The sequence below is a fragment of the Actinotalea solisilvae genome, from assembly GCF_016464425.1.
In the GTDB taxonomy this organism is placed as follows: Bacteria; Actinomycetota; Actinomycetes; order Actinomycetales; family Cellulomonadaceae; genus Actinotalea; species Actinotalea solisilvae.
This window is the reverse complement of sequence record NZ_JADDKQ010000010.1, coordinates 242826-266682: the sequence shown is the minus strand read 5'-3', so window position 1 is coordinate 266682 and position 23857 is coordinate 242826. Positions and strand designations below refer to the sequence as shown.

Below are 23857 nucleotides of genomic sequence, written 5' to 3'. Positions count from 1 at the left end.
GACTACTCTCGGGGTGTGAGCGACGCGCCCATCGGGATCTTCGACTCCGGCGTGGGCGGCCTCACCGTCGCGCGCGCGGTGCTCGACCAGCTCCCCCACGAGTCGGTCCTCTACATCGGGGACACCGCCAACGGCCCGTACGGCCCCAAGCCCCTGGCCGCCGTGCGCGCGCACGCGCTCGAGGTCATGGACGACCTCGTCGACGCGGGTGTGAAGATGCTGGTCATCGCGTGCAACAGCGCGTCGGCGGCCGTGCTCCGCGACGCGCGCGAGCGGTACACCCAGCGCCGCGGCCTCCCGGTCGTCGAGGTGATCCTGCCCGCGGCGCGCCGCGCGGCCGCGGCCACGCGCACGGGGCGGGTCGGGGTCATCGGCACGCGCGCCACGGTCGAGTCCCGCGCCTACGACGACGCCTTCGCGGTCGCCGCGCGCCTCACGGTGACGTCCCAGGCGTGCCCGGGCTTCGTCGAGCTCGTCGAGGCGGGCCGCACGTCGGGCCCCGAGGTGCTCGACGTCGCGCGCGAGTCCCTCGCGCCGATCGTCGCCGCCGACGTCGACACGCTCGTGCTCGGCTGCACGCACTACCCACTGCTCACCGGCGTCATCTCCTACGTCATGGGCGAGGAGGTCACCCTCGTCTCGAGCGCGGAGGAGACCGCCAAGGACGTCTACCGCACGCTCGTGGCGCACAACCTCGAGCGCGACCCGGCCCTCGGCCCGCCCGAGCACCGCTTCCTCGCGACGGGGGACGCCGGGTCCTTCGCGACCCTGGCCCGCCGCTTCCTCGGGCCGGAGGTCGTCGCCGTCGAGCCCGCCGCGAGCCTGCGCGCATGAGGCTCACGGTCGTCGGCTGCGCCGGCTCCTTCCCCGGGCCGAGCTCGGCCGCGTCCTGCTACCTCGTCCAGGCCGACGACGACGCCGGCCGCACCTGGTCGGTGCTCCTGGACCTGGGCAGCGGCGCGCTCGGGCCGCTCCAGGCCCTGCTCGACCCGGCCGACGTCGACGCGGTCGCGCTGTCCCACCTGCACCCGGACCACATGGCCGACCTGTGCGGGCTGTACGTGTACCTCAAGTACCGGCCCGACGGCCGTGTCCGCGACCCGCTGCCCGTGCACGGACCTGTGGGCACCGAGCGCCGGCTCGAGGAGGCGTACGGCACCGAGGCGGGCGAGCGGCTCACCGACCAGCTCGCGGTGCGCCTGTGGGACCCGGAGGCGCCCGTGCCCGTCGGTCCGCTCACCCTCACGCCCGTGGCCGTCCACCACCCGGTCCCCGCGTTCGGCGTGCGCGTCGAGGGCCCGGCGGAGGACGACCCGGCGCGCACCGTCGTGCTCGCGTACACGGGGGACACCGACGCGTGCGACGGCGTCGTGACGCTCGCGACCGGCGCCGACCTCCTCCTGTCCGAGGCGGCGTTCGTCGAGGGCCGCGACGACGCGGTCCGCGGCATCCACCTCACGGGCCGCCGCGCGGGCGAGGCCGCCGCGGCCGGGGGAGCCCGGCGCCTGCTCCTCACGCACGTCCCGGCGTGGAACGCCCCGGACGTCGCGACCGCCGAGGCCCGAGAGGTCTACCCCGGGCCGGTCGACGCCGCACGGCCCGGGATGGTCGTCCGGCTCTGACGTCGGGACGGTCACTGCGCGAGCGCGGGCGCCACCATGACCGCCAGCCAGGCGAGGCCGGCGAGCAGGGCCGGTGACGGGTGCACGACGACCCGCCCGCGGGCGCCGCTCAGAGTTCGGGCCGCTCGCACGCGCTCGGCCAGCTGGCCGGTCGACGCCTCGTCCTTGGTAAGTCGCCGCAGCTCGGGGTCGGAACGCAGGAGCAGCGCGTCTCCGCCGGGACGGCCGTCGTCGTAGCGGATCACGAGGGTGTCGCCGTCCACGGCCTCGCCGGTGACGCGCGCCCACGGGATGCGCGTGTCCAGGAGCAGGCCCGAGCACCGCAGCGCGCGCGGTCCGAAGGCGAGCGCGGGTGTGCCGATCACCGAGAGGGCCCAGGGGACCGTGGCGAACGTCACCGCCGCGCCCAGCAGGCGGAGGCTGGGGCCGGTGATCGTGACCACCCACCACGACGTCGACGCGACGACAGGCAGAAGGGCCCAGGGCAGCCAGGAACCTGCCGCCCGCCCGACGGCCATGAGCGCCGCGCCGCGTGCCCGGCCGTAGGCGGCGCGGGTGCTCAAGGGCTCCGTCGCCGGGGTGCTCGCCGGGCGGATCGAGCGCCACAGGGGGTGCCCGAGCGTCCCGGTCGACACCAGTACTTCGTCGCCCCGGCGCACGAGGACCGGCCCCGACCGGTCGAGACGGCCCGCGACGACGACCTCCTGGAGCGCCCAGGCGTCGGTGCCGGACCGTGGCGGCGCCTCCCGCTCGAACCACCGGCGCTCTCGAGCCAGGCGGACGAGCTCCTGGTCGCTCATCGCCGACACGTCCGGGCGCCCGGTCGCGCCCGAGGGCCGTTCGGGGTCGAAGCCGTCGTCCAGGTCGTCACCGCCCTCCGCGTCGACGCCCCACTCCTCCTCCTCCTCCTCCTCCCACGCATCCCCGTCGTCCTCCCCGTCGTCGAGCGTGTGGTCGGCGTGCTCGAAGACACCCGGACCCGCGACGGCGACAAGACGCGGCGCGATCCCGGCGATGGCGGTGACGTCGTCGACCGGGCTCAGGAGGACACCATGAGCCCGCGGCGCACCCGTGGCGAGGGTCGAGACGGCGGGCTGGGAGGTGGTGAGCAGCTCGCCGACCTGCCGCCGGAGCCGCCACGTGCGACTGACCAGGGCGATCGCGACGACCGCGGACGGCATGCCGAGCAGGAGCACCACCGACGGGTCCGCGACGTCGTCGACGACCTCGGCCCGGCCCGTCGCGCGCTCGACCCGGACCAGCACCCGCTCGTCCGGGACATACCCGTGCGCGTGGGTGGGGACGCGCAACGTCATGCCGTCGACGACGACCTCGATCGTCCTCCCGTCGTCGGCGACCGCAGCGACGACGGTGGGCACCTCCTTTGCGCGCGCGCGGAACGCGGCGAGCTCGTTGGCCTCGTGCCACCACCAGCCCGTCGAGCCCGCAGTCACGGCGAGGAGGAGGGCCGCTACCACCAGACGCCATCGGCCGAGGCGGAGGATCGCCGGTGCGTGCCCATGCCTCAGCGCGGGCGGTGCCAGCGGTGTCGCCGCGCCGAGCACCTGCCGGGCCAGGAGCGACCGCCGGGCACGCGTCGCCCCGTCGACCAGCGAGAGCACGGCGAGCGCACCGCCCGCGACGAGCCACGGCAGCGGAACTCCTTGGTGGCCGTGCGGCAGCACGCCCAGAGTGAGCAGGCTGACTGAGGTGAGGGCGAGCCCGGCGGCGGTCGAGTGGAAGGCGAGCACCGCGCCGGCGAGGGCGGCGGCCTGCACCAGCGATCCCAGCACAGCGGGCGCCGACGTGACGACCTCAGCGGTCAGCGGCGTCTCCGGCGCACGGGCCGCCGTGACCACCACCGCCCCGGCGAGGGCCATCACCACGGCCGCGCGGAGGGGTCCAGCCGGCACGACGGGACCCAGCAGCCCGGCGACGTCCCGGGTCAGCGACTGCTGTTCCACGTCGCCTCCCTCCGGCCGACCATCGCGTGGAAGAGTAGGGCCGCCAGGTGTCGTCGGCTCGGGACCTCCCGACGTGTCGCCTAGGGTCGTCCCCATGACGTCCCCCACCACCTCGACATCCACACCGGCGACCCGCGCCGACGGCCGCCGCCCCGACGAGCTGCGGCCCGTGACCCTCACCCGCCACTGGCTCGACGCCGCCGAGGGCAGCGTGCTCGTCGAGTTCGGCCGCACGCGCGTCCTGTGCGCCGCGTCGTTCACCGAGGGCGTCCCGCGCTGGAAGAAGGGCTCGGGCGAGGGCTGGGTCACCGCCGAGTACGCGATGCTGCCGCGGTCGACGTCGACCCGCAGCGACCGCGAGTCGGTCAAGGGCCGCGTGGGCGGCCGGACGCACGAGATCTCGCGCCTCATCGGGCGCTCGCTCCGCGCCGTGATCGACGTCAAGGCGCTCGGCGAGAACACGATCGTCCTCGACTGCGACGTCCTCCAGGCCGACGGCGGCACGCGCACCGCGGCGATCACGGGTGCCTACGTCGCGCTCGCCGACGCGGTCGCGTGGGGACGTCGCACGGGCCGCATCAAGGGCAAGGGCGACGTGCTCACCGACTCCGTCGCCGCCGTGAGCGTCGGCATCATCGACGGCGTGCCCATGCTCGACCTCCCCTACGTGGAGGACGTGCGGGCCGAGACCGACATGAACGTCGTCGTCACCGGCCGGGGGCACTTCGTCGAGGTGCAGGGCACCGCCGAGCAGACGCCCTTCGACCGGCGCGAGCTCGACGTGCTGCTCGACCTCGCGGTCGCGGGCACCGCGCGCCTCACCGAGCTCCAGGCCGTCGCACTCGCCCAGGGCGCGTGACGGTGGCGCGTCTCGTCCTCGCGACCCACAACCCGCACAAGGTCCGCGAGCTGCGTTCGATCCTCGGCCCCGTCGTCCCCGACCTCGACCCGGCCGACGTCGTGGGCGCGGCCGACCTCGGCACGGAGCCGCCGCACGAGGACGGCGTGACGTTCGCCGAGAACGCCCTGCTCAAGGCGCGCGCGCTCGCGGCGGCGACGGGGCTGCCCGCGGTCGCGGACGACTCGGGGCTGTGCGTCGACGTCCTCGGCGGCGCGCCCGGCATCTTCTCGGCGCGCTGGGCCGGACGGCACGGCGACGACGCCGCCAACCTCGCCCTGCTTCTCGCCCAGGTCGCGGACGTCCCCGACGCGCACCGCGGGGCGGGGTTCACGTGCGCCGCGGCGCTCGTGACGCCCGACGGGTTCGAACACGTCGAGACCGGCGTGCTGCGCGGCCGGCTGGCGCGCGTGCCCCGGGGCGACGGCGGCTTCGGCTACGACCCGGTGCTCGTGCCCGACGTCCAGCCCGCGCGAGCCGCCGGCAGCCCGCTCACGTGCGCCGAGCTCACCGCGGAGGAGAAGAACGCCATCTCCCACCGCGGTCAGGCGTTCCGCGCGCTCGCCCCCGTGGTCGCCTCGAGGCTGTGAGCGCGCTCGCGCCCGCCTCCACCGTCCCGGCCGCGGCCGTCCACCTCGCGGCGCGGGACGTCGAGGTCGGCTACCCGGGACGACCGGTGCTGCGCGGCGTGACGTTCCGGGCCGGTCCGGGCTCCCGGATCGGCCTCGTGGGGGAGAACGGCACGGGCAAGACGACGCTCCTCCGGGTGCTCGCGGGCGAGCTCGCGCCGACGTCGGGCGAGGTGCGCGTGGTGGGCTCGCTCGCGACGGTCGCGCAGGAGCTCGAGGTGAGCGGCGGTGCGACCGTCGGCGACCTCGTCGAGGAGGCGCTCGCGGCGGCCCGGGCCGCGGCCGCGGAGCTCGCGGCCGCCCACGCGGCGATGGACGCCGTCGCCCCGGACGCGCGCCCCGAGGTGCACGACGCCGCCGCGGGCCGGCTCGCGCGCGCGCTCGCCATGGCCGAGCGCCTCGCGGTGTGGGACGCCGACCGGCGGGCCGACGAGGCGCTCACGCGCTTCGGCGCCCCCCGCGACACCGGGCGCCGGCTCGCCGAGCTGTCCGTCGGCGAGCGGTACCGGGTGCGCCTCGCGTGCCGCATCGCGCAGCGCCCGGACGTCCTGCTGCTCGACGAGCCGACCAACCACCTCGACCAGGACGGCATCGAGCACCTCACCGAGGAGCTGCGCCGCTGGCCGGGCGTCGTCGTCATCGTCACGCACGACCGGCAGCTCCTCGACGACGTCATGACCGCGATCCTCGACCTCGACCCGTCGATGGACGGACGGCCCACGCTCTACGGCGAGTCGAGCTACGCGACCTACCGCTTCCAGCGCACCCAGGCCCTGCGGCGCTGGCGTGCCCGCTACGCCGCCGAGCGCAAGCGCGCCGCGACGCTCGCCGAGCGGCTCGACGACGCCTACGAGGGGCTCTCCGACGCGTGGCGCCCGCCCAAGGGCTCGCAGGGCCACCGGCGCGCCACGCGTGCGCGGATCCACGTCAAGGCGGCGGACCGCCTCGTCCAGCGGCTCGAGGCGACCGCCGTCGAGGTGCCGGTCCCGCCGCTCGAGCTCGCGTTCCCCGACCTCCCGGCGCTGCCGCCGGCCACCGACGTCGCCGCCGGCACCCGGCCCCTGCTCGAGGTGCGCGGGGTGCGCGTCCCCGGCCGTCTCGACCTGCCGGGCGTCCGCGTCGACCTGCCGCCGTGCGGACGGCTGCTGGTGACGGGCCCGAACGGTGCTGGCAAGTCGACTTTGCTCGCCGTCCTCGCCGGGACGGTGCTGTCGGTGCGCGGGGTGCGGCACGTCGCGCCCGGGGTCCGGCTGGGTCTGCTCGGCCAGGACGACGACGCGGACGACGACGCGTCGGGCACGTCCCACGCGGCGAGCCCGGGCCGCGTCCCGCGGGCCTCGGGCGCGGCCCCCGGGACCACGGGGTTCGACGCGTACGCGGCGCACGCGCTCGCGCTCCTCCAGGCGGGCGCGCTCGACCCCGAGCGCCTGGTGCCGGTCGCGTCGCTCGGGCTCCTCACGGAGGAGGACCTCGACCGGCCCCTCGCCGAGCTCTCGGTGGGTCAGCGGCGCCGGTTCGCGCTCGCCAAGGCGCTCCTCGCCGCGCCGCACGTCCTGCTGCTGGACGAGCCGACGAACCACCTCTCGGTCGCTCTGGTGGACGAGCTGACCGAGGCGCTCACGGCGACGAGCGCCGCCGTCGTCGTCGCGACGCACGACCGCGCGCTGCGGCGCGACCTCGACGGGTGGCCCGAGCTCGCGCTCTGACGCCGTGGGTCAGGGCAGGCGGCCGACGTGCGCCATCGCCTGGCGCAGGAGGTACCCGTGGCCGCCGGTCATCTCGACCTGGACCTGCTCGCCGCACGCCTCCTCGGGCGTGAGCCACGCGAGGTCGAGGGCGTCCTGCTGCGGCTGGCAGTCACCCGCGACGGGGACGACGTACGCCAGGGAGACGGCGTGCTGGCGGACGTCGTGGTACGGCGTGACGCCGGGCGTCGGGAAGTACTCGGCGACCGTGAACGGCTGCGGCGCGGCGGGGATCTGGGGGAGCGCGACGGGGCCGAGGTCCTTCTCCAGGTGCCGCAGCAGGGCGTCGCGCACACGCTCGTGGTACATGACGCGGCCCGAGACCAGCGCGCGCGTCATCTCGCCGACGCTGTTGACCCGCAGCAGGAGGCCCACCGCGACGACGTCGCCGCTGTCGTCCACGCGCACGGGCACCGCGTCGACGTAGAGCAGGGGGAGCCGGGACCGGGCCGTCGCGAGCTCGCGGGGCGTGAGCCAGCCGTCGGGCTTGGGGTCCTCGGGGTAGTCGGCGGTCTCCGTCACGAGCGGCAGCCTAGGCGACTCCGGGCCCGCGGGCCGTCGTCCCACGCCCCGCCGCCACGTCGCTCGGCGCGCCGCGCGCGCCCGTCCCGCGGCGCTCCGCACGTGCTCCTGACGCGCGCGGGCGGCCCGTCCGACGGAATATCGAGGGTGCGCACGCGTTGACCACCGTGACGACAACGAGAGGAAACCCGATGGCGACCGTCGAGCTGACCGAGTCCGACTTCGAGCAGACCGTGACGAGCAACGACATCGTGCTCGTCGACTTCTGGGCCTCGTGGTGCGGGCCGTGCCGCCAGTTCGCGCCGGTGTTCGAGCAGTCCTCGGGCGAGCACCCCGACGTGGTCCACGCCAAGGTCGACACGGAGGCCGAGCAGGGCCTCGCGGCCGCGGCGAACATCACGTCGATCCCGACGCTCATGGCCTTCCGGGACGGCATCCTGGTCTTCAACCAGGCGGGCGCGCTGCCCAAGCAGTCCCTCGAGCAGGTCGTCCAGGCCGTCAAGGCCCTCGACATGGACGCCGTGCGGGCGCAGCTCGCCGAGCAGGGCCAGGAGCACGACCACGAGCACGAGCACGACCACCAGCACCAGCACTGAGACCTCGCCGGGACGCCCGGCACCGCACGACCGAGGAGGGCGCGGGTGACCGCGCCCTCCTCGCGCGTCCGTGGGTTCACGTCAGGCGGGGTCGGGTGACGAGGGCGCCGGACGCCTCAGCGGCCGGCGAGGAAGCGCGCCAGGGCGGCCGCGAGCTCGTCGGGCGCCTCCTCGGCCATGTGGTGACCGCTGTCGACCGTCCCGCCCGAGACGTCGTCGGCCCACTCGCGCCAGACCGCGAGCGGGTCGTCGTACAGCTCGCCCAGGTCGTCGCGCGTGGACCACAGGACCAGGACGGGGCACGCGAGCCGACGTCCCGCGGCGCGGTCGGCGTCGTCGGCCGCGCGGTCGACGCCGAGGCCCGCGCGGTAGTCCTCGCACATCGCGTGCACCGTCGCCGGGTCGCGCACCGCCGCCATGAGGTCGGCGTGGTTCTCGGCGCCCATGAGCGTCGGGTCGGCCTGGAGGGCGTACCAGGCGGGCGCGTCCCGGACGATGACGTCCTCGGCGGGCCGGACCGTCTGGCCGAGCCAGAACCAGTGCCACCACCGCTGGGCGAACCTGGCGTCCGCGCGCTCGAGCGCCGCGCCGATGGGCACGGCGTCGAGCACCACGAGCCGCGTCACGCGCTCGGGACGGTCGGCGGCGAGCCGGTGGGCGACGTAGGCGCCGCGGTCGTGCCCGACCACCGCGAACCGCTCGTGGCCCAGGTGGTCCATGAGCGCGGCGACGTCGCCCGCCATGGCGCGCTTGGAGTAGGGCCGGTGCTCCGCGTCCGACGGCGGCGCGCTGGACAGGCCGTAGCCGCGCAGGTCGGGGCACACGACGGTGCGGTCCCGGGCGAGGAGGGGCGCGACCCGGTGCCACGTCGTGTGGGTCCGGGGGTGCCCGTGCAGCAGCACGACCGGCTCGCTCCCGACCCCGCCCGGGGCGCCCTGCCGCGTCGGACCGCCGATGCGGTACCGCACGTCCACCTCGGCGAGCCGCGCGGTCGCCAGCGTGAAGTCCTCGAGCACGTCGTCCCTCCCTGGTCGCAGGCCCCAGGATCGCGGCCGCGCGTCGGGTCCGCACGCCCGGGTGCGGTCCGGGCTCGGGTCGGGCACGCTCGGACCACGACGGAGCAGCGGCACCCCTCGCGGGGTGCGGGAGGGCGGTGAGGTGAGGTTCGCGGCCGAGGTGTCCCGCATCCCCGCCTGTCGCCGGTGGGCCGTGAACCTCGCCCGCGCCGAGGGCGCGTCGGAGCACGCGTTGCGCCTCGTCGCGCTCCTCACCACCGAGGCCGTCACCAACGCCGTGCGGCACGGTCCGCCGGGCGGCGAGGTCCGCCTCGACCTGCGCCGCGACGGCGACGCGGTGCGCGTGATGGTCCGCGACGCCTCGCCCTCGCTGCCGGTCGTGCAGCGCGTCCCGCCGACCGCCCAGGGGGGCCGCGGCGTCATGCTCATCGACACGCTCGCGGAGGCCTGGGGGGTCGAGCGCGGCCCCGACGGCACCAAGAGCGTGTGGTTCCTCGTGCCGCTGGCGGCCGACGCGGCGCGCCCGGACGCCTGACGTCGCCGCCGTCGGGCGGGGTGCGCGAGGCGGGAGTCGAACCCGCACGCCCGAGGGCACCAGGACCTAAACCTGGCGCGTCTGCCGATTTCGCCACTCGCGCTCGGGCCGAGCCTAGGGGTCAGCCGAGGCCGAGGTCCCGCCGGAGCTTGGCGACGTGACCGGTGGCCTTGACGTTGTACTGCGCCACCTCGACGTCCCCGTCCGCGCCGACGACGACGGTCGACCGGATGACGCCCTCGACCGTCTTGCCGTAGAGCTTCTTCTCGCCGTACGCGCCGTACGCCAGCAGGACGGCCCTGTCGGGGTCGGAGCCCAGCGGGTAGGTGAGCGCGGCGGACTCCGTGAACTCCTGGAGGCGGGGCACCGGGTCGGGGGAGATGCCGAGGACGGTGTACCCGGCGGCCTGGAGGGCGCCGAGCGAGTCGCGGAAGTCGCAGGCCTGCGTGGTGCAGCCGGGCGTCATCGCGGCGGGGAAGAAGAAGATGACCACGCGCGTCCCGCGCTGCTCCGAGAGGGTGAAGGTCCCGCCGTCGGCGGTGGGGACGGTGAAGTCGGGTGCGGGGTCACCGACGGACAGGCGCGGCATGGTCCTCCTCGGGATCGGAGGCCACTGTAGCGTCGGGCGGGTGACGTCCCTCCCCCTCCCGGGCGACCCCCGCCCCGACGCGGCCGGCCCCGCAGGCCGTCCGCCCGTGCGGATGCTCCACGACCGCGTCCTCGTGCGTCTCGACGCCGAGTCGGCCGAGCGGCTGTCCTCGTCCGGGATCGTCATCCCGGCGACGGCGGCGGTGGGCAAGCGCCTGGCCTGGGGGCTCGTGGTCGCGACGGGCCAGCACGTCCGCCAGGTCGACCGCGGCGACCGCGTGCTCTTCGACCCCGAGGACCGGGCCGAGGTGGAGCTCGAGGGCGTGGACTACCTGCTCCTGCGGGAGCGTGACATCCACGGCGTCGCCGAACCGGCTCCGAGCGGCGAGGGAACCGGGCTGTACCTGTGAGCGTTCTCCGTGAGGACGTGCCCGCGCGCGGACGGATCGCCGGGCCTCGCCGCCGTGGCGGGAAGATCGTGCCGGTCCGTCCGGCGTGACGCGTTGCGTCACCTGCCCGGCAGTGGTGCAGTGTGACCGTCGACCACCAGAGAGGAGGTCCAGGCGATGGGTCTGGAGACCAACGTGGGTGAGGGTGAGGCCGTTCCCGGCCTCGAGCCCGAGCCGGCCGTCGTCGAGGCTGCCGACCAGGTGGAGACCGAGGCGTCGGCCGAGGTGATGAGCCTGCTGGCCGAAGGTGTCCCGCTGACCCTTCTCGCGGACCTCGTGAACCCGGACGGCCCCGCCTCCCCGGCGATCCTCGAGGACGAGGGCCTGCCCGAGGTCGCGTGGTGGGACGCCGAGGACGAGGGCGCGACGACGACGCCTGACGCGGCCGCGACCGGCGACGCGGCGGCGGCCGACGCCGACAGCTGAGGCGTCCGCGCCGCGGCGTGCAGGAGCGGCCGCCGGCACCCGAGGCGGGCCTTGGGGCGGGCGCGGACGCGCCCGGATGCGGCCCGCGGCCCGCTGACCAGCGGTTTCGCGTCCTCGCGACCTCGGTGCTAACCTCGTGCACCGCGCGCCATTAGCTCAATTGGCAGAGCAGCTGACTCTTAATCAGCGGGTTCGGGGTTCGAGTCCCTGATGGCGCACCGACGACGAAGGCCCCGGTCCTGCGACCGGGGCCTTCGTCGTGCGTGGGGTCGTCCGAGCGCCGGGCTCAGTCCTCGGCGGTCGTGTCGCCGAGCGGCAGCAGCTGGTCCACGCCCGTGATCGTGAGCAGCTCGCGCAGCATCCACGGCGCGTTGTCGAGGCGGACGGGATAGCCGCCGGCCTCGGCGTCGCGGGCGATCCGGACGAGGATCGACATGCCGGTCGAGTCGATGAAGGTCACGTCGCGCGCGTCGATGACGACCGGCAGGGACCGCTCGGAGACCGCCTGGCACAGCTCGTTGACGGACCGCCGGACGGACAGGTCGATCTCGCCCCACGCGCGGACCACCGACCGGTCGGGCTCGCTCTGCAGAGCCATCCCCGACGTCCCGTCACCCTCGGTCTCCACCTCGGCCATGGCCGTCCCTTCTCGCAGCGCCGCGCCCCTCTTCCTCAGCGATCCAACCGCACCCGGGGGGAGTTGGCACTGCGGCAGCGCTCCCACCTCCGGGACGCCGTGTCGGGGCCAGGACATTCCGGGCGCGGGAGGAGAGCGGAGGTCTCGTGGCACGCGGCGCGCCGGACCGTACAGTGGCGGGGTGAAGATCGCCCTCGCCACCTGTGCCGCCCTGCCCACCCTCGACGCCGAGGAGAGCCCGCTGCTCGGCGAGCTGCAGGCACGCGGCGTCGACGTCGACGTGGCCGTGTGGGACGACCCGGCGGTCGACTGGTCCGCCTACGACCTCGTCGTGATCCGCTCGACCTGGGACTACGCGACCCGCCGGCCGGCATTCGTCGCGTGGGCCGAGGCCGTCGAGGCGGTGACCACCCTGGTGAACCCCGCCGCCGTGGTGCGCTGGAACACGGACAAGCACTACCTCGCCGAGCTCGAGGCCGCCGGCGTGCCGATCGTGCCCACCATGTGGCTCGAGCCCGAGCGCCACCTGTCCTCGCGCGCGCTGCACACCCGGTTCCCCGCCCACGGCGACTTCGTCATCAAGCCCGCGGTGTCCGCGGGCTCGGTCGACACGGGCCGCTACACCGCGATCGACGCCGGCTCTCGCGGGCTGGCGATCTCCCACGCGCGCCGCCTGCTCGAGGCCGACCGCACCGTCATGGTGCAGCGGTACCTCACGAGCGTCGACACGGTCGGCGAGCGGGCGCACATCTTCGTGTCCGGGGAGTACTCGCACAGCGTGCGCAAGGGCGCGATGCTCAGCGGCCCCGACGTCGGCGGCTCCGGCCTCTACAAGAAGGAGCAGATGACGCGCATCGACGCGTCGGAGGCCGAGGTCGAGATGGCCCGGCAGGTCATCGCGACGGCGGCAGGCCTGCTGCGCGCGCAGGCGGACCCCGACGTCCCGGAGCAGCCGTTCCTCTACGCGCGGGTCGACCTGGTGAGCGGGGACGACGACCAGCCGGTCCTCATGGAGCTCGAGACGGTCGAGCCCTCGCTGTTCATGAGCCTCGGCGAGGGCGCGGTCGAGAGGTTCGCGACCGCGATCCTCGAGCGCGTGCCCGGAGCACCCTCCGCGACTGTGTAGACTTCTCGCCGGTTCGCGACCGCCGCCCGGTGGCCGGTCTCGACACCGTGGTGGCTATAGCTCAGTTGGTAGAGCACCTGGTTGTGGTCCAGGGGGTCGCGGGTTCAAGTCCCGTTAGCCACCCCATCGTGAGCACGACGACGGCACCCGACGACGCGTCGGGTGCCGTTCGTGCGTCCGGGCCGGCTCAGGGCGCGGGCGTCGCCCCGCGCACGCTCGTCGCGGCGATCTGCGCGGCGACCTGCTTGGCCGTCGCCGAGTCCGGCCCCGGCTGGGGCACGAGCATCGCGGCGCGGTAGTACCGCAGCTCGTCGATGCTCTCGAGGATGTCGGCGAGGGCGCGGTGCCCGCCCGTCTTCTCGGGCGAGGCGAAGTAGATGCGCGGGTACCAGCGCCGGGCGAGCTCCTTGATGGAGGACACGTCGATGATCCGGTAGTGCAGGTGCTCGACGAGACCCGGCATGTCCCGGTCGAGGAACGTCTTGTCGGTGCCGACCGAGTTGCCGGCGAGCGGCGCCCTGCGCGCCTCGGGCACCCAGGTCCGGATGTAGTCCAGGACCTGCTGCTCGGCCTCGGCGAGCGTGACGCCGCCGGGCAGCGCGTCGAGCAGCCCGGACGTCGTGTGCATGTCGCGCACGAAGGGTTCCATCTGCTCGAGAGCCTCGGCCGGCGGGGTGACGACGACGTCGACCCCCTCGCCGAGGATGGTCAGCTCCGAGTCGGTGACCACGGCGGCGACCTCGATGAGCGCGTCGCGCCCGAGGTCGAGACCGGTCATCTCGCAGTCGATCCAGACGATGCGGTCGTTGGGTGCGGCAGGGCTCACGCGGTCACTGTACGGGCTGGTCGCCCGCCGGCCGGTGCGCGTCGCGCCCGTCGCCCGGCGCCGGCGGCGTCGGCCGTGGCGGTCCCGGGGGTCCCGGGGGTCCCGCGCCCGGGCGGGGCAGCGTGCCGGCGAGCCACGCGCCGACGCCGACGACGACGGCTGCCGCAGCGGCCAGCGCGAGGGCCGTGGTCCACGGCGTGCCGCCCCAGAGCGTGACGGCCGCGACGGTGAGCCCGCTCACGGCGGCGAGCACGAGGCGCGGCACCAGGCCGTGCGTCGCGGGTGCGTGCCCGGCGCCGTCGTCGTGGCGCGGGGGCTCGGACGCGGGCGGCGGCGCGGGGGCGGAGTGCCGGCCCATCAGCGCGTCGCCTCGCAGCGGCCCGCCGAGCGGACGGGCGGGCGGAGGTCGGGCATGGCGCCATCGTGGCAGAGCGTCGGGGGTCCGAGGCGCCGTAGCGACGCTGCGTGGTGGCGACGGACGCCGGGGAGCAGGGCGGACGCCCCGCGTGCGCTCAGGCGACCGCGGGGCGTCCGTCGGTGGGGGACCCGGCCGCCGCGACGGCGGTCGTGCCCCGGGAGAGGAGCCGCTCGGTCGGCCGGACGTCCGGGACCGAGCGGGCCCGCCGGCTCAGGCGGACCTGGCGGGCGCGGCTGCGCTCGACGGTCGCGCGCTGGTGCTCGCGGACGGCTATCTCGTAGACGGTCAGAGGATGCATGGTGGTGCTCCAGGAGGTGGGAAGGGACTGGGGTCGAGGACGGGCCAGGTCCTTCACCGCGGTGGTCCCACGGTGGCAGAGCGCCGTGCCGGGACGCACCCGAATTACCCCGGTCCGGACGGGGTCGGTCGGTGCCGGGCGGTGCCGGGCGCCGCCCGCCGCCCGCGGCGACGGGCGCCCGCCGCGCGGTCCGCCCGCGCGGGTGCGATGCTCGCCGGATGGCGGAGGGGCGACGCGGCGTGCGCGCGACCGTGCGGGACGTGGTCGCCGACCTCTGGGGCCGGCGGTCGTGGGTCGTCGACCGGGGTCCGCAGGTCGCCGTCGTCGTCGGTCTGCTGCTCGTGGTGCTCGGCACCGCCGGGTTCCTCGGGGTCTTCGACGCCGTGCAGGAGAACGACGACCTCGCCGAGCTCGACCAGCCCGTCCTCACCGGCCTCGCCGAGGCGCGCAGCGAGCCCGTCACCGTCGTGCTCACGGTGATCACGACCGTGACGGGGCCCGAGGTGCTGCCCGTCCTCGTCCTCGTGGGCACCCTGACCTGGGGCTTCTGGCGCAAGCAGTGGTGGCAGGCGGGCCTGCTGGCCGGCGCGATGGTCGCCTCGACGATCGTGTCCGTGCTCATCAAGGACGCCGTCGCGCGGCCCCGGCCGCCCGTGGACACCATGACCGTCGCGGGCGTCGAGACGACCTACTCGTTCCCGTCGGGCCACACGATCGGCACGGCGACGCTCCTGCTCGTGGTCGGGTACCTGGCGTGGATCCGGCGTCCCCGCGTGGGCTCGCTCGTGGTGTGGTTCCTCGTCATCGTGGCCGGGATCCTCGTCGTCGCGCTGAGCCGGCTCTACCTCGGGTACCACTTCGTCACGGACGTCGTGGCGTCGATGGCGCTCGCGGTCGCGGTGCTCGGCGGCGTGGTCGTGGTCGACCGGCGCCGGGCGGTCCGGGCGGCGCGGGTGACGAAGGCGACGGCGTCGCTGCCCGGGACGGGCTGAGCGCGCGGGCAGGCGCGACCGGCCTGCGGCGCCCCCGGCAGGATTCGAACCTGCGACCTGCGGATTAGAAGTCCGATGCTCTATCCACTGAGCTACGGGGGCGGGTGCGAGCAGCACCTCGCGGCAACGCGATGCGCTCGGGTCGTGCGACGAGCCGCAGCGGCGGCCGCTGCGACGCACATGCTACGGACTCGGCGACGCGCCGGGGGAGCGGTCCTCGTCGGGCGGCTCAGCCGGCCGCCGGGGCGCCGACGTAGGAGACGTCGCCGCTGTCCGAGCGGATGTAGACCGAGCGCGGGGCGCCCGGGTCCGTCGGCGCGTCGACCGTGGAGCGGCCCTGGGCGGTCGCGATGTCGAGCGCCACCGGGTCGCCGGTGGAGCGCACGACGACCCGCCCGACCGACGTCGTCGCGCGCACGTCGCCGAGCACGCCGGCCACGTCCAGGCCGCCGCTGCCCGAGCGGACCACGGCGTCGCCCGCCGCGCCGCGCACCCGGACGTCGCCGATCCCCGTTGTCGCCTCGACCGCGCCACCCGCGTCACGGACCTCGACCCCGCCGCTGCCCGAGCGCGCGACGACCTCGCCGCTAGCCCCGTGCACGGCGACGTCGCCGATGTCGGTCGACGCCTCGACCGGACCGCCGGCGCCGCGGACCTCGACGTCGCCCGCGCCGGCCGCCGCCCGGACCCGCCCGCCGACCCCGTCGACCACCACGCTGCCGACGCCCGAGCTCACCGTGACGTCCCCGACGCCGTCGAGCACCCGGACGGCACCCGACGACGCCCGGACCGTCACGTGCGTCCCCTCGGGGACCCGCACGTCGAGCGACGCGCTGCAGCTGGCGCCCACCTGGTCCTGGCACGTGTGCCGGACGGTGAGCCCGGCGTCCGTGCGGTCCGCGGCGTAGGTCGCGGGCGACAGCCCCGTCCGTGCCCGGGCCAGGACCTCGACGTCCGCGCCGCCCGCGGTGACGGTGACCTCGCCGTCGGCGACCAGCTCCACGGCTGCGGGCGCCGGGTAGGCGTGCCCGGCCTCGGTCGTGCGCTGGGTCAGGTGGTCGGCCGCCGCGGCCCCGGTCGCGAGGATCACCAGGGCGCCCACGAGCCCGCCGGACCAGCGCAGCGCACCCGCCGCGCGCGTGCGCCGCGGCGGCGCGGTCACGGCCGGCCCCCGCGGCCCGGGGCGTGCTCGAGCCAGCGCAGCACCGCGAGGACGCGGCGGTGGCCGTCGCCGTCGGGGGCCAGGTCGAGCTTGGTGAAGACCGAGGTGACGTGCTTCTCGACGGCGCCGAGGCCGACGACGAGGCGCTCGGCGATGGCCGCGTTCGAGCGTCCCTCGGCCATGAGCCCGAGGACGTCGCGCTCGCGCGGCGTGAGCTCCCGCAGGCCGTCGCGGCGCGTGCGGGCGAGGAGCTGCGCGACGACCTCGGGGTCGATGACCGTGCCGCCCGCGGCGACGCGCGCCACGACGTCGAGGAACTCCTCCACGTCGGCGACGCGGTCCTTGAGCACGTACCCCAGCCCGCGCACGTCACCCGCGAACAGCTCGGAGGCGTACCGCTGCTCGACGTACTGCGACAGGACGAGCACCGGCAGCCTCGGGTGCAGGCTGCGCAGGTGCACGACGGCGCGCAGGCCCTCGTCGGTGTGCGACGGCGGCATCCGGACGTCGGTCACGACGAGGCCCGGCGGCTCCTGCCCGCTGCCGAGGCCGGCGACGAGCGCGTCGGCGGTGCGGTGGCCGGTGACCTCGTGCCCCTCGGCGGCGAGGAGGCGCGTCAGCCCGTCGAGCAGGAGGACCGAGTCCTCCGCGATCACGATGCGCACGGCACCTCCACGGTGAGGCGGGTCCCACGCCCGCGGGGGCTGTCGAGCGCGAAGGTCCCGTCCAGCGCCTCGACCCGGCCGCGCAGCCCGTCGAGCCCGCTCCCGGGCAGGGCCCTGGCCCCGCCGCGGCCGTCGTCGCTCACCGTGAGCCGCAGCCGGTCGCCGACGAGTTCGGCGCGCACGTCCGCGCGCTGCGCGCCGGAGTGCCGGGCGACGTTCGTCAGCGCCTCGGCGGTGACGAAGTACGCGGCGGCCTCGGCGGCCGGGCCGGCGCCGTCGAGGGAGTCCGTCGCGGGCACCTCGACGGTCACGGGCACCGGGCACCGCGCCGCGAGCGCCGAGAGCGCGGCGTCGAGGCCGCGGTCGGTCAGCACCGCGGGGTGGATGCCGCGCACGAGGTCGCGGAGCTCGGCGAGGGTCTCCTTGACCTCGCGGTGCGCGTGGTCGAGCGCCGCCGCGGCGACGGCGGGGTCCGACGCGGCCGCCCGGCGCGCGACGCCGAGCTCGACGCCGAGCGCGACGAGGCGCTGCTGGGCGCCGTCGTGCAGGTCGCGCTCGATCCGTCGCCGGTCGTCGGCCGCGGCGCCCACGGCGCGCGCGCGGGCCCGCGTGAGGTGCTCGGCGCGCACCTCGGCCCGGGTCGCGCGCTCGTCCGCCTCCAGCGCCGCGGCCCGCGCGGCGTCCGCGAGGGCGGCCGAGGCCGGGCGCCCGAGGAGGCCGCGCGCGAGCCGCACGTGCCCGAGGGTGACCAGCTGGGCGAGGAGCGCGGCGAGCCACACGGCGGCCAGACCGACGGCGACGAGGAGCGCCGCCGGCAGGTCGACGTCGGCCCACGAGCGGTAAGCCGGCAGAGCGAGGAGGGCCAGCCCGCCGCCGCCGAGCGCCGCGACCGCGCCGAGCTGGGCGACGGACAGGCCCAGCCCGACGACGACGTGGAGGAGGTGACCCCAGCGGCGGGGGTCGGCGGCGACGCGTCCCCACCCACGCCACCACCGGCGTGCTCCCAGGTCGCGCCGTGGGAGCTCGGGCGGGGCGATGTCGACGCCGAGCTGCGCCCGCAGGCGCGCCCGCTCGAGCGCGGCCACCGGGGCGCTCGCGAGCAGGACCAGCACGAGCATCGGCGCCCCCACCCCGAGCACCACGAGGGCGAGCGACAGCGGGACCGCGGTGAGCACGACCGCGGCCACGGGCAGCAGGACGACCGTGCCGACGACCGCGTGCGAGACCGCCCGCCAGGTCGCCGCCGACACCGGTGCGAGCAGCAGCGCCCGGCCGCCGCGCAGGGCGGGTGCGACGGCGCGCACGTCGTCGTGCGGGCCGGCGGCGGACGTCATGCCCCCGACCGTAGGGGCGCCGGGGACGTCGCGGGACCACGCGCCGCCACGTCCGCGGCCCCACGGCGGCCGTAGGACACCCGCCGCAGCGCCGACTCGAACGGTCCGCGCCGCCCGGCCCGGTGCAGGGAGACCGCGACCGCCGCCGTGACGAGCCACACCAGAACCGCGAGGAGCGCGGCCTGGGTGGTCGAGAGGCGACCGCCGAGGCCGAGGCCCCAGTCGCTGAGCAGCGGGGCGAACAGGAGCGACTGCAGCAGGTAGCAGGTGAGGGAGCGCTCGCCGACGGCGGCGAGGGCGGCCACCGGGCCGCGGCGGCCGCGCCCGACCCACGCCGCGGCGAACCAGCCGAAGGCGCAGACGTAGGCGAGCCCCATGAGGTCGCCGGCGACGTGGTGGACGAGCTCGGCGACGGCCAGCGCGGTCGTGCCGGGGTGCCACACCTGCCCGACGGCGACGGCGTACGGCAGGCTGCCGGCCACGCTGACGGCGCCGAGGCCGAGGGCGACCTGCCCGAGCCGCCGCCGGTGCTCGGCCGGGTGCGTGAGCCAGCCCGAGCGCGCGAGCAGGATGCCGACGACCAGGTGCGGGACGAACATGAGCGTCAGCGTGTAGAGCGAGGTCACGGTCGCGGCCGTGGCGAGCCGGTCGAGCGCCGAGGCGAGGTAGCCGGTCGCCTCGGGCGCGGACGCCTCGCCGCCGCCGGCGTCGGACGGGACGAGCAGCGCGACCGCACCGGCGGTGAGCGACAGCGTGTAGGCGACGCCGAACCACCACGCGAGCGCGACGCGGGACCGGTGCAGCAGGAGGAGGGCCAGCAGCCCGGCCGCCCCGTAGGGCGCGAGGATGTCGCCGCCGTAGAGGAGCGTCGCGTGGAGCAGGCCGAGGACGAGGAGCGCGAGGCTGCGGCGCGTGAGGACCCGTCGGGTGGTGCGGGGCGTCGCGCCGCGGGCGGCGAGGCGGGCCGCCATCGTCGCGAGCCCGAAGCCGTAGAGGATCGCGAACATCGGCTTCGTGTGGCTGTCGACGAGCAGGGTGAGGACGGCGTCCACGAGGTGGTCCGTGGCCGACCCGCCGACCGGGCGGCCGCCCGCCTCGTGGTAGCCGTCGTCCGACCACAGGTAGCCCCACACGTTCGCGGAGGCGATGAGCAGCAGGAGCAGGCCGCGCGCGAGGTCGGGGGCCAGGGACCGGGACGTCGCGGGCGTCGGGGAGGGGAGCGGGGGCTGCGGGCGGCCGGTCGGGCCGGGGCCCGGCGTCGCCGGCGCCGTGGCGGTCGGGGGATGGCTCATGCCCGGCAACGCTAGGGACGCCCGAGGGCCGCTCCCAGGGGGTGCGCCCACGAGGTCGTCCGGGGGCAGACCCCCGGGTCCGCGGCCCGGTCCGGCGCGCGCGACGCGACCGGTCGGGCCCGGCGGACGCGCGCCGCGACGCGCGGCGCGCGTGTTTGGTCCCCGCCTGCGCGCACGGGAGGATGACCCCGTGACCATGGCACCGAGCACCGGGGGCGTCCTCACCGGTCCTCGGGGCACGGGCTCGTTCCGTGCGGCGAGCACCCCGGACCGCCCGCGCGCGAGCTCGTCGACGCTCGACGCCGTGGAGGACCTGCGGCGCGACGTCGCCGCGACCTCCTTCCCGCTCCCCCTCCCGGGCGTCGACGAGGCCGAGGCGCGTCGGGTCGCGCTGCTCGACCAGCTCGACGACCACCTCCTGCCGCGGCTGCGCGAGCTCTCGGCGCCCGCGGTCGTCGTCGTCGCGGGATCGACGGGCGCGGGCAAGTCCACGATCGTCAACTCCGTGGTGGGCTCCGAGGTGAGCCCGGCGGGCGTGCTGCGGCCCACGACGCGCCGGCCGGTCCTCGTGCACCACCCTGCCGACGCCGACCTGCTCGCGGACCACCCGCTGCGCGACGTGGTCGACGTCGTCGGCAGCGACGCGGTGCCGCGCGGGATCGCGCTCGTGGACGCGCCGGACCTCGACTCGCTCGTCGCGAGCAACCGCGCCACCGCCCACCGGCTGCTCGAGGCGGCCGACCTGTGGCTGTTCGTCACCACGGCGGCGCGGTACGGCGACGCGCTGCCGTGGCAGGTGCTGGACGACGCCGCCGGGCGGGGCACGTCCGTCGCCATGGTGCTCAACCGGGTGCCCGCGGACGCCCTCGTGACGGTGCGCACCGAGCTCATGGCACGGCTGCGGGACCGCGGCATGGGCGCCGTGCCGCTCTTCCTCGTGCGTGACCTCGGCCCGCACGAGGGCCCGCTGCCGCCGGCCGCCGTCGCCCCGATGCGGCGCTGGCTCGCGACCGTCTCCGGGCCCGACCGCGCGCGCGCCGTCATCGCGCGCACGCAGCGCGGCGCGCTCGCGGCCCTGCGACCGTGGGTCGACGAGCTCGCCGAGGCGGTCCAGGCCCAGGTCGACGCCGCCGACGCGCTCGGCCGGCTGGTCAGGGCGACGGTCTCGCGGACGGCCGACGCCGCCGCGGACGCGGCGGCGCAGGGCGCCGTCGTGGCGGGTCCGGTGCGCAGCCGGTGGTCCGCCGCGGAGGCCCGCGGGCTGCTCGCGCGCCGCGTGCCGCGCCGCCGTCGCGCGGACCGCGACGCCGAGCTCGCCGCTCTCGCCGACGACGTCCTCGCCTCGCTCGAGGTCGTGCTGGCCCAGGCCCGGACCGCCGGGCGCGCGGCGGTCCGGGGCGCCGTCGCGGCCTCGGACCTGCCCGGCGCCCAGGGCCTCGTCGACGCGCTCGACGCCCTGGGCCACGACGCCGCGTCCGGGGTCATCGGCGTCGTGCCGCACGCCGACGCGGACGTCGTCGACACCGGCACCGCGAGCCCGCACGACGCGGCGCTCGCGTGGGCCGCGCGGGCCGACGGCAGCCCGCAGGCGGACGAGGCGCGGGACGCGCTCGCTCGCCGGCTGGGTCCCGCGGCGGCCGGGGTGCTGCTCGCCGGCGCGGCAGGCCTCGAGCCCGCGGCCGCACGGTGCGCGGACGCCGGCCGCGGCGCCGCCGGCGCCCTGGTCGCCGCGCTGCGCGAGGAGCTCACCGAGGCCGTCCGGCAGCAGGTCGTGGCCGGCGCGGCGCCGGCGTCGGCGCTCCTGGGGTCGGCCGACCTCGCCTCCGACGCCGCGTCGCGGCTGCGCCTGCGCGGCGCCGTGCTCAAGGCGGTGCGATGACGCAGCCGGACACCACCCCCGCACCCGCGGGAACGGCCCCGGGGAGCCGGACCGCCGGTCTGCTCGCGCGCGTCGATCGCCTCGAGCGCGCCCTCGACGTCGCCGGGCCGCGGGTGCCGGACGCGACGGCGTCCGCGGTGCGGGGCGCCCTGGCGACGGTGCGCGAACGGCTCGCCCTGGGCGCCGACCACACCGTCGTCGCGCTCGTGGGCGGCACGGGCTCGGGCAAGTCGAGCCTCTTCAACGCGCTCACGGGGCTGCCGCTCGCCGACGTCGGCGTGAGCCGCCCCACGACGTCGCAGGTCACCGCGTGCGTCTGGGCGCACGACGCCTCGGCGCTGCTCGACTGGCTCGGCGTCGCGCGCGACCGCCGCATGGAGCGCGAGAGCGAGCTCGACGGCGAGTCGCAGGCCGACCTGCGCGGGCTCATCCTGCTCGACCTGCCCGACCACGACTCGGTCGAGCCCGCGCACCGCGAGGTGGTCGACCGCCTCCTGCCGCTCGCCGACCTGCTCGTGTGGGTGGTCGACCCCCAGAAGTACGCCGACGACGCGCTGCACTCCGGCTACCTGCGTCACCTCACGGGCCACGAGGGCGCGATGCTCGTCGTGGTCAACCAGATGGACACGGTGCCGGTGCACGCGCAGGCAGGGCTGCTGCGGGACGTGTCGCGGCTGCTCGAGGAGGACGGCCTCCGCGGCGTCGGTGTGCACAGCGCGTCCGCCCGCACGGGCGACGGCGTGCCGGTGGTGCGCGGCGTCCTGGCGTCGACGGTCGCCGGGCACACGGTCGCCCAGGTGCGCGCGTCCGCGGAGATCGACGACGCCGCCCGGGGGCTGGCGCGGGTCCTCGGGGCCGCGGAGGTCGCGCCGGACGCGCTGCCCCGCGCCGACGCGGTCACGACGCTCGCGACCGCCGCGGGCCTCGAGCCCGCGCTCCGCCTCGTCGAGGAGGGCGTCGCCGCAGGCCGCACGGCCCGCGGCTTCACCGAGCCGGTGCAGCGCGACCGCGTCGCGGACCTGCGGGGGCGCTGGCTGGACGCGGCGGCCGCGGGCCTGCCTGCCCCCTGGCGCTCGGCCGTGGACGCGGCCCTGCCCGACCACCGCGCGCTCAGCGCGGCCGTCGACGACGCGCTCGGCGGGGTCGTGCTCGAGGGGCGCCGCGCGGGTGCGGCGACCGCGCTGCGGGTCCTCGCCGCGGTGCTCGGGGTCGGCGGTCTCGTCGCCGCGGGGCTCGCCGTCGCGGCGGTCGCGGGCGGCTCCTCGGGCGGCGGCGTCCGGGCGCTCCTCGCCGTCGTCGCGCTCGCGCTCGCGGTCCTGCTCGAGCTGCTCGGGCGCCGCGTGCGCCGCGCGGCCGGGCGGCGCGGGGCCGCGCGGGCGCGCGACGCCGCGCTCGCGGCCCTCGGCACGGTGGTGGACGAGCGCCTCGTCGCACCCGCCGCGGCGGTGCTCGCCGAGCACCGCGCGGTGCGCGAGGCGGCAGCCGTCGGGCCCGCGGTCGGGTCGTCGTCCCCAGGCGACGGCGGGGCGACGTCGTCCCCAGGCCCGGCGGTCCCTGCGCCCTGAGCCGCGGCCGCGGCGGCATGGTCCTGCCAGCGCCGGACCGGCCGGCGCGGGACGAGGAGGACGCCATGACCACGCAGGGACTCTCGCTGACCGTCGTCGGCTGGGTCGCGACGGCACCCAAGGAGATCGTCGGCGGCGGCGTGCCGTACACGAGCTTCCGGATCGCGACGACCCCGCGCCGGTTCGACACCCGCGCCGGCGCGTGGGCCGACGGGCGCACGGAGTGGATCACCGTCAAGGCGTTCCGCGACGTCGCCTTCAACGTGGCCGCGTCGGTCCGCAAGGGGGACCCGCTGCTCGTGCACGGGCGCCTGCGGACCGAGGAGTGGGAGAGCGAGAGCGGTCCGCGCACGACGCTCGTGCTCGAGGCGTCGGCGCTCGGCCACGACCTGACGCGCGGGCAGTCGAGGTTCGCGCGCACGGTGCGGGTCGGCACGTCCGACGCCGCCGGGACGCCGTCGGGCGCGGCCGCGGCGCTGGAGTCCGTGGACCCGTGGGCCACCGACGCGCCGCCGTCGGACGCGGACGCCGGCGACGAGCCGGTCGACGGGACCGACCCGGTCGACGCGCCCGACCTGGTCGACGCGCTCGACCCCGGGCCCGGCGACCCGGCGTCGCTGGGCGCACCGGACGAGGTGCCCACGCCGACGCCGTAGGCTTGCACGTTGGACCG

Annotated in this window: 26 protein-coding genes and 4 tRNA genes; 16 read left to right on the top strand and 14 right to left on the bottom strand. The window is 76.8% G+C overall.

Annotated elements, in window-relative coordinates:
• Positions 1 to 15: 15 nt before the first annotated feature.
• Complete coding sequence (gene murI / locus JIG38_RS11605; RefSeq protein WP_199423957.1) at positions 16 to 834, top strand: glutamate racemase; 819 nt, start codon at positions 16 to 18, stop codon at positions 832 to 834.
• Entirely contained in the window at positions 831 to 1622 is a 792-nt protein-coding gene (locus JIG38_RS11600) for an MBL fold metallo-hydrolase (protein ID WP_199423956.1), read from the top strand. The genes murI and JIG38_RS11600 overlap by 4 nt, the downstream gene beginning before the upstream one ends.
• A gap of 11 nt (positions 1623 to 1633) precedes the next feature.
• Here JIG38_RS11600 and JIG38_RS11595 read toward each other — a convergent pair whose 3' ends face one another.
• The gene (locus tag JIG38_RS11595; RefSeq protein ID WP_199423955.1) at positions 1634 to 3586 is read right to left on the bottom strand and encodes a hypothetical protein; all 1953 of its coding nucleotides are present in this window, start codon (positions 3584 to 3586) and stop codon (positions 1634 to 1636) included.
• Between the two features lie 94 nt (positions 3587 to 3680).
• Here JIG38_RS11595 and rph point away from each other — a divergent pair, with 94 nt between their 5' ends.
• From rph to JIG38_RS11580, 3 genes are read left to right on the top strand one after another with little or no spacing between them, the layout of a single operon-like run.
• Positions 3681 to 4445, top strand: a complete 765-nt coding sequence (gene rph, locus JIG38_RS11590; RefSeq protein ID WP_199423954.1) for a ribonuclease PH — start codon at positions 3681 to 3683, stop codon at positions 4443 to 4445.
• Positions 4442 to 5074, top strand: a complete 633-nt coding sequence (rdgB, locus tag JIG38_RS11585) for an RdgB/HAM1 family non-canonical purine NTP pyrophosphatase (protein ID WP_199423953.1) — start codon at positions 4442 to 4444, stop codon at positions 5072 to 5074. The genes rph and rdgB overlap by 4 nt, the downstream gene beginning before the upstream one ends.
• Positions 5071 to 6819 carry an ATP-binding cassette domain-containing protein gene (locus JIG38_RS11580; RefSeq protein ID WP_199423952.1) on the top strand — a complete coding sequence of 583 codons (1749 nt, stop codon included), beginning with the start codon at positions 5071 to 5073 and terminating at the stop codon, positions 6817 to 6819. Before rdgB ends, JIG38_RS11580 begins: the two co-directional genes overlap by 4 nt.
• Before the next feature lie 9 nt (positions 6820 to 6828).
• On the opposite strand, the gene JIG38_RS11575 is transcribed toward JIG38_RS11580, so the two are convergent.
• A complete protein-coding gene (locus JIG38_RS11575) occupies positions 6829 to 7380 on the bottom strand; it encodes an NUDIX hydrolase family protein (protein ID WP_199423951.1) in 552 nt (183 codons plus the stop codon).
• A gap of 191 nt (positions 7381 to 7571) precedes the next feature.
• Here JIG38_RS11575 and trxA point away from each other — a divergent pair, with 191 nt between their 5' ends.
• Positions 7572 to 7976 carry a thioredoxin gene (trxA, locus tag JIG38_RS11570; RefSeq protein ID WP_199423950.1) on the top strand — a complete coding sequence of 135 codons (405 nt, stop codon included), beginning with the start codon at positions 7572 to 7574 and terminating at the stop codon, positions 7974 to 7976.
• 116 nt (positions 7977 to 8092) lie between these two features.
• Here trxA and JIG38_RS11565 read toward each other — a convergent pair whose 3' ends face one another.
• On the bottom strand, positions 8093 to 8992 hold the full coding sequence (locus tag JIG38_RS11565) for an alpha/beta fold hydrolase (RefSeq protein WP_307844833.1): 900 nt from the start codon (positions 8990 to 8992) through the stop codon (positions 8093 to 8095).
• A 142-nt stretch (positions 8993 to 9134) separates the two neighbouring features.
• Between JIG38_RS11565 and JIG38_RS11560 the strand changes: the two genes are divergently transcribed.
• Positions 9135 to 9527, top strand: coding sequence for an ATP-binding protein (locus JIG38_RS11560; RefSeq protein ID WP_199423948.1), 393 nt, complete (start codon positions 9135 to 9137; stop codon positions 9525 to 9527).
• A gap of 21 nt (positions 9528 to 9548) precedes the next feature.
• On the opposite strand, the gene JIG38_RS11555 is transcribed toward JIG38_RS11560, so the two are convergent.
• Together JIG38_RS11555 and JIG38_RS11550 are read right to left on the bottom strand one after the other, a co-directional pair.
• Positions 9549 to 9630 (bottom strand) — tRNA-Leu (locus tag JIG38_RS11555).
• A gap of 18 nt (positions 9631 to 9648) precedes the next feature.
• Positions 9649 to 10116 (bottom strand): peroxiredoxin, encoded by a 468-nt coding sequence (locus JIG38_RS11550; protein WP_199423947.1) that lies wholly within the window; start codon positions 10114 to 10116, stop codon positions 9649 to 9651.
• A gap of 112 nt (positions 10117 to 10228) precedes the next feature.
• Here JIG38_RS11550 and JIG38_RS11545 point away from each other — a divergent pair, with 112 nt between their 5' ends.
• The 3 genes from JIG38_RS11545 (at position 10229) to JIG38_RS11535 (ending at position 11208) form a co-directional block, all read left to right on the top strand.
• Positions 10229 to 10525 (top strand): GroES family chaperonin, encoded by a 297-nt coding sequence (locus JIG38_RS11545; protein WP_199423989.1) that lies wholly within the window; start codon positions 10229 to 10231, stop codon positions 10523 to 10525.
• A 156-nt stretch (positions 10526 to 10681) separates the two neighbouring features.
• Entirely contained in the window at positions 10682 to 10990 is a 309-nt protein-coding gene (locus JIG38_RS11540; RefSeq protein ID WP_199423946.1) for a hypothetical protein, read from the top strand.
• Between the two features lie 145 nt (positions 10991 to 11135).
• Positions 11136 to 11208 (top strand) — tRNA-Lys (locus tag JIG38_RS11535).
• Between the two features lie 68 nt (positions 11209 to 11276).
• Here JIG38_RS11535 and JIG38_RS11530 read toward each other — a convergent pair.
• Positions 11277 to 11627 (bottom strand): STAS domain-containing protein, encoded by a 351-nt coding sequence (locus tag JIG38_RS11530; RefSeq protein WP_199423945.1) that lies wholly within the window; start codon positions 11625 to 11627, stop codon positions 11277 to 11279.
• A gap of 181 nt (positions 11628 to 11808) precedes the next feature.
• Here JIG38_RS11530 and JIG38_RS11525 point away from each other — a divergent pair, with 181 nt between their 5' ends.
• The gene (locus JIG38_RS11525; protein WP_199423944.1) at positions 11809 to 12753 is read left to right on the top strand and encodes an ATP-grasp domain-containing protein; all 945 of its coding nucleotides are present in this window, start codon (positions 11809 to 11811) and stop codon (positions 12751 to 12753) included.
• Between the two features lie 50 nt (positions 12754 to 12803).
• Positions 12804 to 12879: transfer RNA gene (locus tag JIG38_RS11520), tRNA-His, on the top strand.
• A gap of 61 nt (positions 12880 to 12940) precedes the next feature.
• Here JIG38_RS11520 and orn read toward each other — a convergent pair.
• The 3 genes from orn to JIG38_RS20715 all read right to left on the bottom strand — a co-directional run bounded on the left by orn (position 12941) and on the right by JIG38_RS20715 (position 14295).
• Positions 12941 to 13579 carry an oligoribonuclease gene (gene orn, locus JIG38_RS11515; RefSeq protein ID WP_199423943.1) on the bottom strand — a complete coding sequence of 213 codons (639 nt, stop codon included), beginning with the start codon at positions 13577 to 13579 and terminating at the stop codon, positions 12941 to 12943.
• Between the two features lie 4 nt (positions 13580 to 13583).
• The gene (locus tag JIG38_RS11510; RefSeq protein ID WP_199423942.1) at positions 13584 to 13937 is read right to left on the bottom strand and encodes a hypothetical protein; all 354 of its coding nucleotides are present in this window, start codon (positions 13935 to 13937) and stop codon (positions 13584 to 13586) included.
• Positions 13938 to 14091: 154 nt separating this feature from the next.
• Positions 14092 to 14295, bottom strand: a complete 204-nt coding sequence (locus JIG38_RS20715) for a hypothetical protein (RefSeq protein ID WP_199423941.1) — start codon at positions 14293 to 14295, stop codon at positions 14092 to 14094.
• A gap of 218 nt (positions 14296 to 14513) precedes the next feature.
• Between JIG38_RS20715 and JIG38_RS11500 the strand changes: the two genes are divergently transcribed.
• Positions 14514 to 15287: a phosphatase PAP2 family protein gene (locus JIG38_RS11500; protein WP_199423940.1), complete on the top strand. Its 774-nt coding sequence runs from the start codon at positions 14514 to 14516 to the stop codon at positions 15285 to 15287.
• Positions 15288 to 15316: 29 nt separating this feature from the next.
• Here JIG38_RS11500 and JIG38_RS11495 read toward each other — a convergent pair.
• The 5 genes from JIG38_RS11495 to JIG38_RS11475 all read right to left on the bottom strand — a co-directional run bounded on the left by JIG38_RS11495 (position 15317) and on the right by JIG38_RS11475 (position 19740).
• A tRNA-Arg gene (locus JIG38_RS11495) sits at positions 15317 to 15389 on the bottom strand.
• Positions 15390 to 15516: 127 nt separating this feature from the next.
• Complete coding sequence (locus tag JIG38_RS11490) at positions 15517 to 16449, bottom strand: DUF4097 family beta strand repeat-containing protein (RefSeq protein ID WP_199423939.1); 933 nt, start codon at positions 16447 to 16449, stop codon at positions 15517 to 15519.
• Positions 16446 to 17114 carry a response regulator transcription factor gene (locus JIG38_RS11485; RefSeq protein ID WP_199423938.1) on the bottom strand — a complete coding sequence of 223 codons (669 nt, stop codon included), beginning with the start codon at positions 17112 to 17114 and terminating at the stop codon, positions 16446 to 16448. Before JIG38_RS11485 ends, JIG38_RS11490 begins: the two co-directional genes overlap by 4 nt.
• Positions 17102 to 18448 (bottom strand): sensor histidine kinase, encoded by a 1347-nt coding sequence (locus tag JIG38_RS11480; protein WP_199423937.1) that lies wholly within the window; start codon positions 18446 to 18448, stop codon positions 17102 to 17104. The genes JIG38_RS11485 and JIG38_RS11480 overlap by 13 nt, the downstream gene beginning before the upstream one ends.
• Complete coding sequence (locus JIG38_RS11475) at positions 18445 to 19740, bottom strand: DUF418 domain-containing protein (protein ID WP_199423936.1); 1296 nt, start codon at positions 19738 to 19740, stop codon at positions 18445 to 18447. Before JIG38_RS11475 ends, JIG38_RS11480 begins: the two co-directional genes overlap by 4 nt.
• Before the next feature lie 196 nt (positions 19741 to 19936).
• Between JIG38_RS11475 and JIG38_RS11470 the strand changes: the two genes are divergently transcribed.
• The 3 genes from JIG38_RS11470 to JIG38_RS11460 all read left to right on the top strand — a co-directional run bounded on the left by JIG38_RS11470 (position 19937) and on the right by JIG38_RS11460 (position 23840).
• Positions 19937 to 21619, top strand: coding sequence for a dynamin family protein (locus JIG38_RS11470; RefSeq protein ID WP_199423988.1), 1683 nt, complete (start codon positions 19937 to 19939; stop codon positions 21617 to 21619).
• Positions 21616 to 23184: a GTPase family protein gene (locus JIG38_RS11465; protein ID WP_199423935.1), complete on the top strand. Its 1569-nt coding sequence runs from the start codon at positions 21616 to 21618 to the stop codon at positions 23182 to 23184. The genes JIG38_RS11470 and JIG38_RS11465 overlap by 4 nt, the downstream gene beginning before the upstream one ends.
• 65 nt (positions 23185 to 23249) lie before the next feature.
• On the top strand, positions 23250 to 23840 hold the full coding sequence (locus JIG38_RS11460) for a single-stranded DNA-binding protein (protein WP_199423934.1): 591 nt from the start codon (positions 23250 to 23252) through the stop codon (positions 23838 to 23840).
• Positions 23841 to 23857: the final 17 nt, after the last annotated feature.

Excerpts from the sequence above, each read along its gene's own strand:
- JIG38_RS11600 (WP_199423956.1), top strand. The coding sequence starts at position 831 with ATGAGGCTCACGGTCGTCGGCTGCGCCGGCTCCTTCCCCGGGCCGAGC.
- rph (WP_199423954.1), top strand. The coding sequence starts at position 3,681 with ATGACGTCCCCCACCACCTCGACATCCACACCGGCGACCCGCGCCGAC.
- trxA (WP_199423950.1), top strand. The coding sequence starts at position 7,572 with ATGGCGACCGTCGAGCTGACCGAGTCCGACTTCGAGCAGACCGTGACG.
- JIG38_RS11550 (WP_199423947.1), bottom strand. The coding sequence starts at position 10,116 with ATGCCGCGCCTGTCCGTCGGTGACCCCGCACCCGACTTCACCGTCCCC.
- JIG38_RS11545 (WP_199423989.1), top strand. The coding sequence starts at position 10,229 with ATGCTCCACGACCGCGTCCTCGTGCGTCTCGACGCCGAGTCGGCCGAG.
- JIG38_RS11540 (WP_199423946.1), top strand. The coding sequence starts at position 10,682 with ATGGGTCTGGAGACCAACGTGGGTGAGGGTGAGGCCGTTCCCGGCCTC.
- JIG38_RS11530 (WP_199423945.1), bottom strand. The coding sequence starts at position 11,627 with ATGGCCGAGGTGGAGACCGAGGGTGACGGGACGTCGGGGATGGCTCTG.
- JIG38_RS11510 (WP_199423942.1), bottom strand. The coding sequence starts at position 13,937 with ATGGGCCGGCACTCCGCCCCCGCGCCGCCGCCCGCGTCCGAGCCCCCG.
- JIG38_RS20715 (WP_199423941.1), bottom strand. The coding sequence starts at position 14,295 with ATGCATCCTCTGACCGTCTACGAGATAGCCGTCCGCGAGCACCAGCGC.
- JIG38_RS11500 (WP_199423940.1), top strand. The coding sequence starts at position 14,514 with ATGGCGGAGGGGCGACGCGGCGTGCGCGCGACCGTGCGGGACGTGGTC.
- JIG38_RS11480 (WP_199423937.1), bottom strand. The coding sequence starts at position 18,448 with ATGACGTCCGCCGCCGGCCCGCACGACGACGTGCGCGCCGTCGCACCC.
- JIG38_RS11475 (WP_199423936.1), bottom strand. The coding sequence starts at position 19,740 with ATGAGCCATCCCCCGACCGCCACGGCGCCGGCGACGCCGGGCCCCGGC.
- JIG38_RS11470 (WP_199423988.1), top strand. The coding sequence starts at position 19,937 with ATGGCACCGAGCACCGGGGGCGTCCTCACCGGTCCTCGGGGCACGGGC.
- JIG38_RS11465 (WP_199423935.1), top strand. The coding sequence starts at position 21,616 with ATGACGCAGCCGGACACCACCCCCGCACCCGCGGGAACGGCCCCGGGG.
- JIG38_RS11460 (WP_199423934.1), top strand. The coding sequence starts at position 23,250 with ATGACCACGCAGGGACTCTCGCTGACCGTCGTCGGCTGGGTCGCGACG.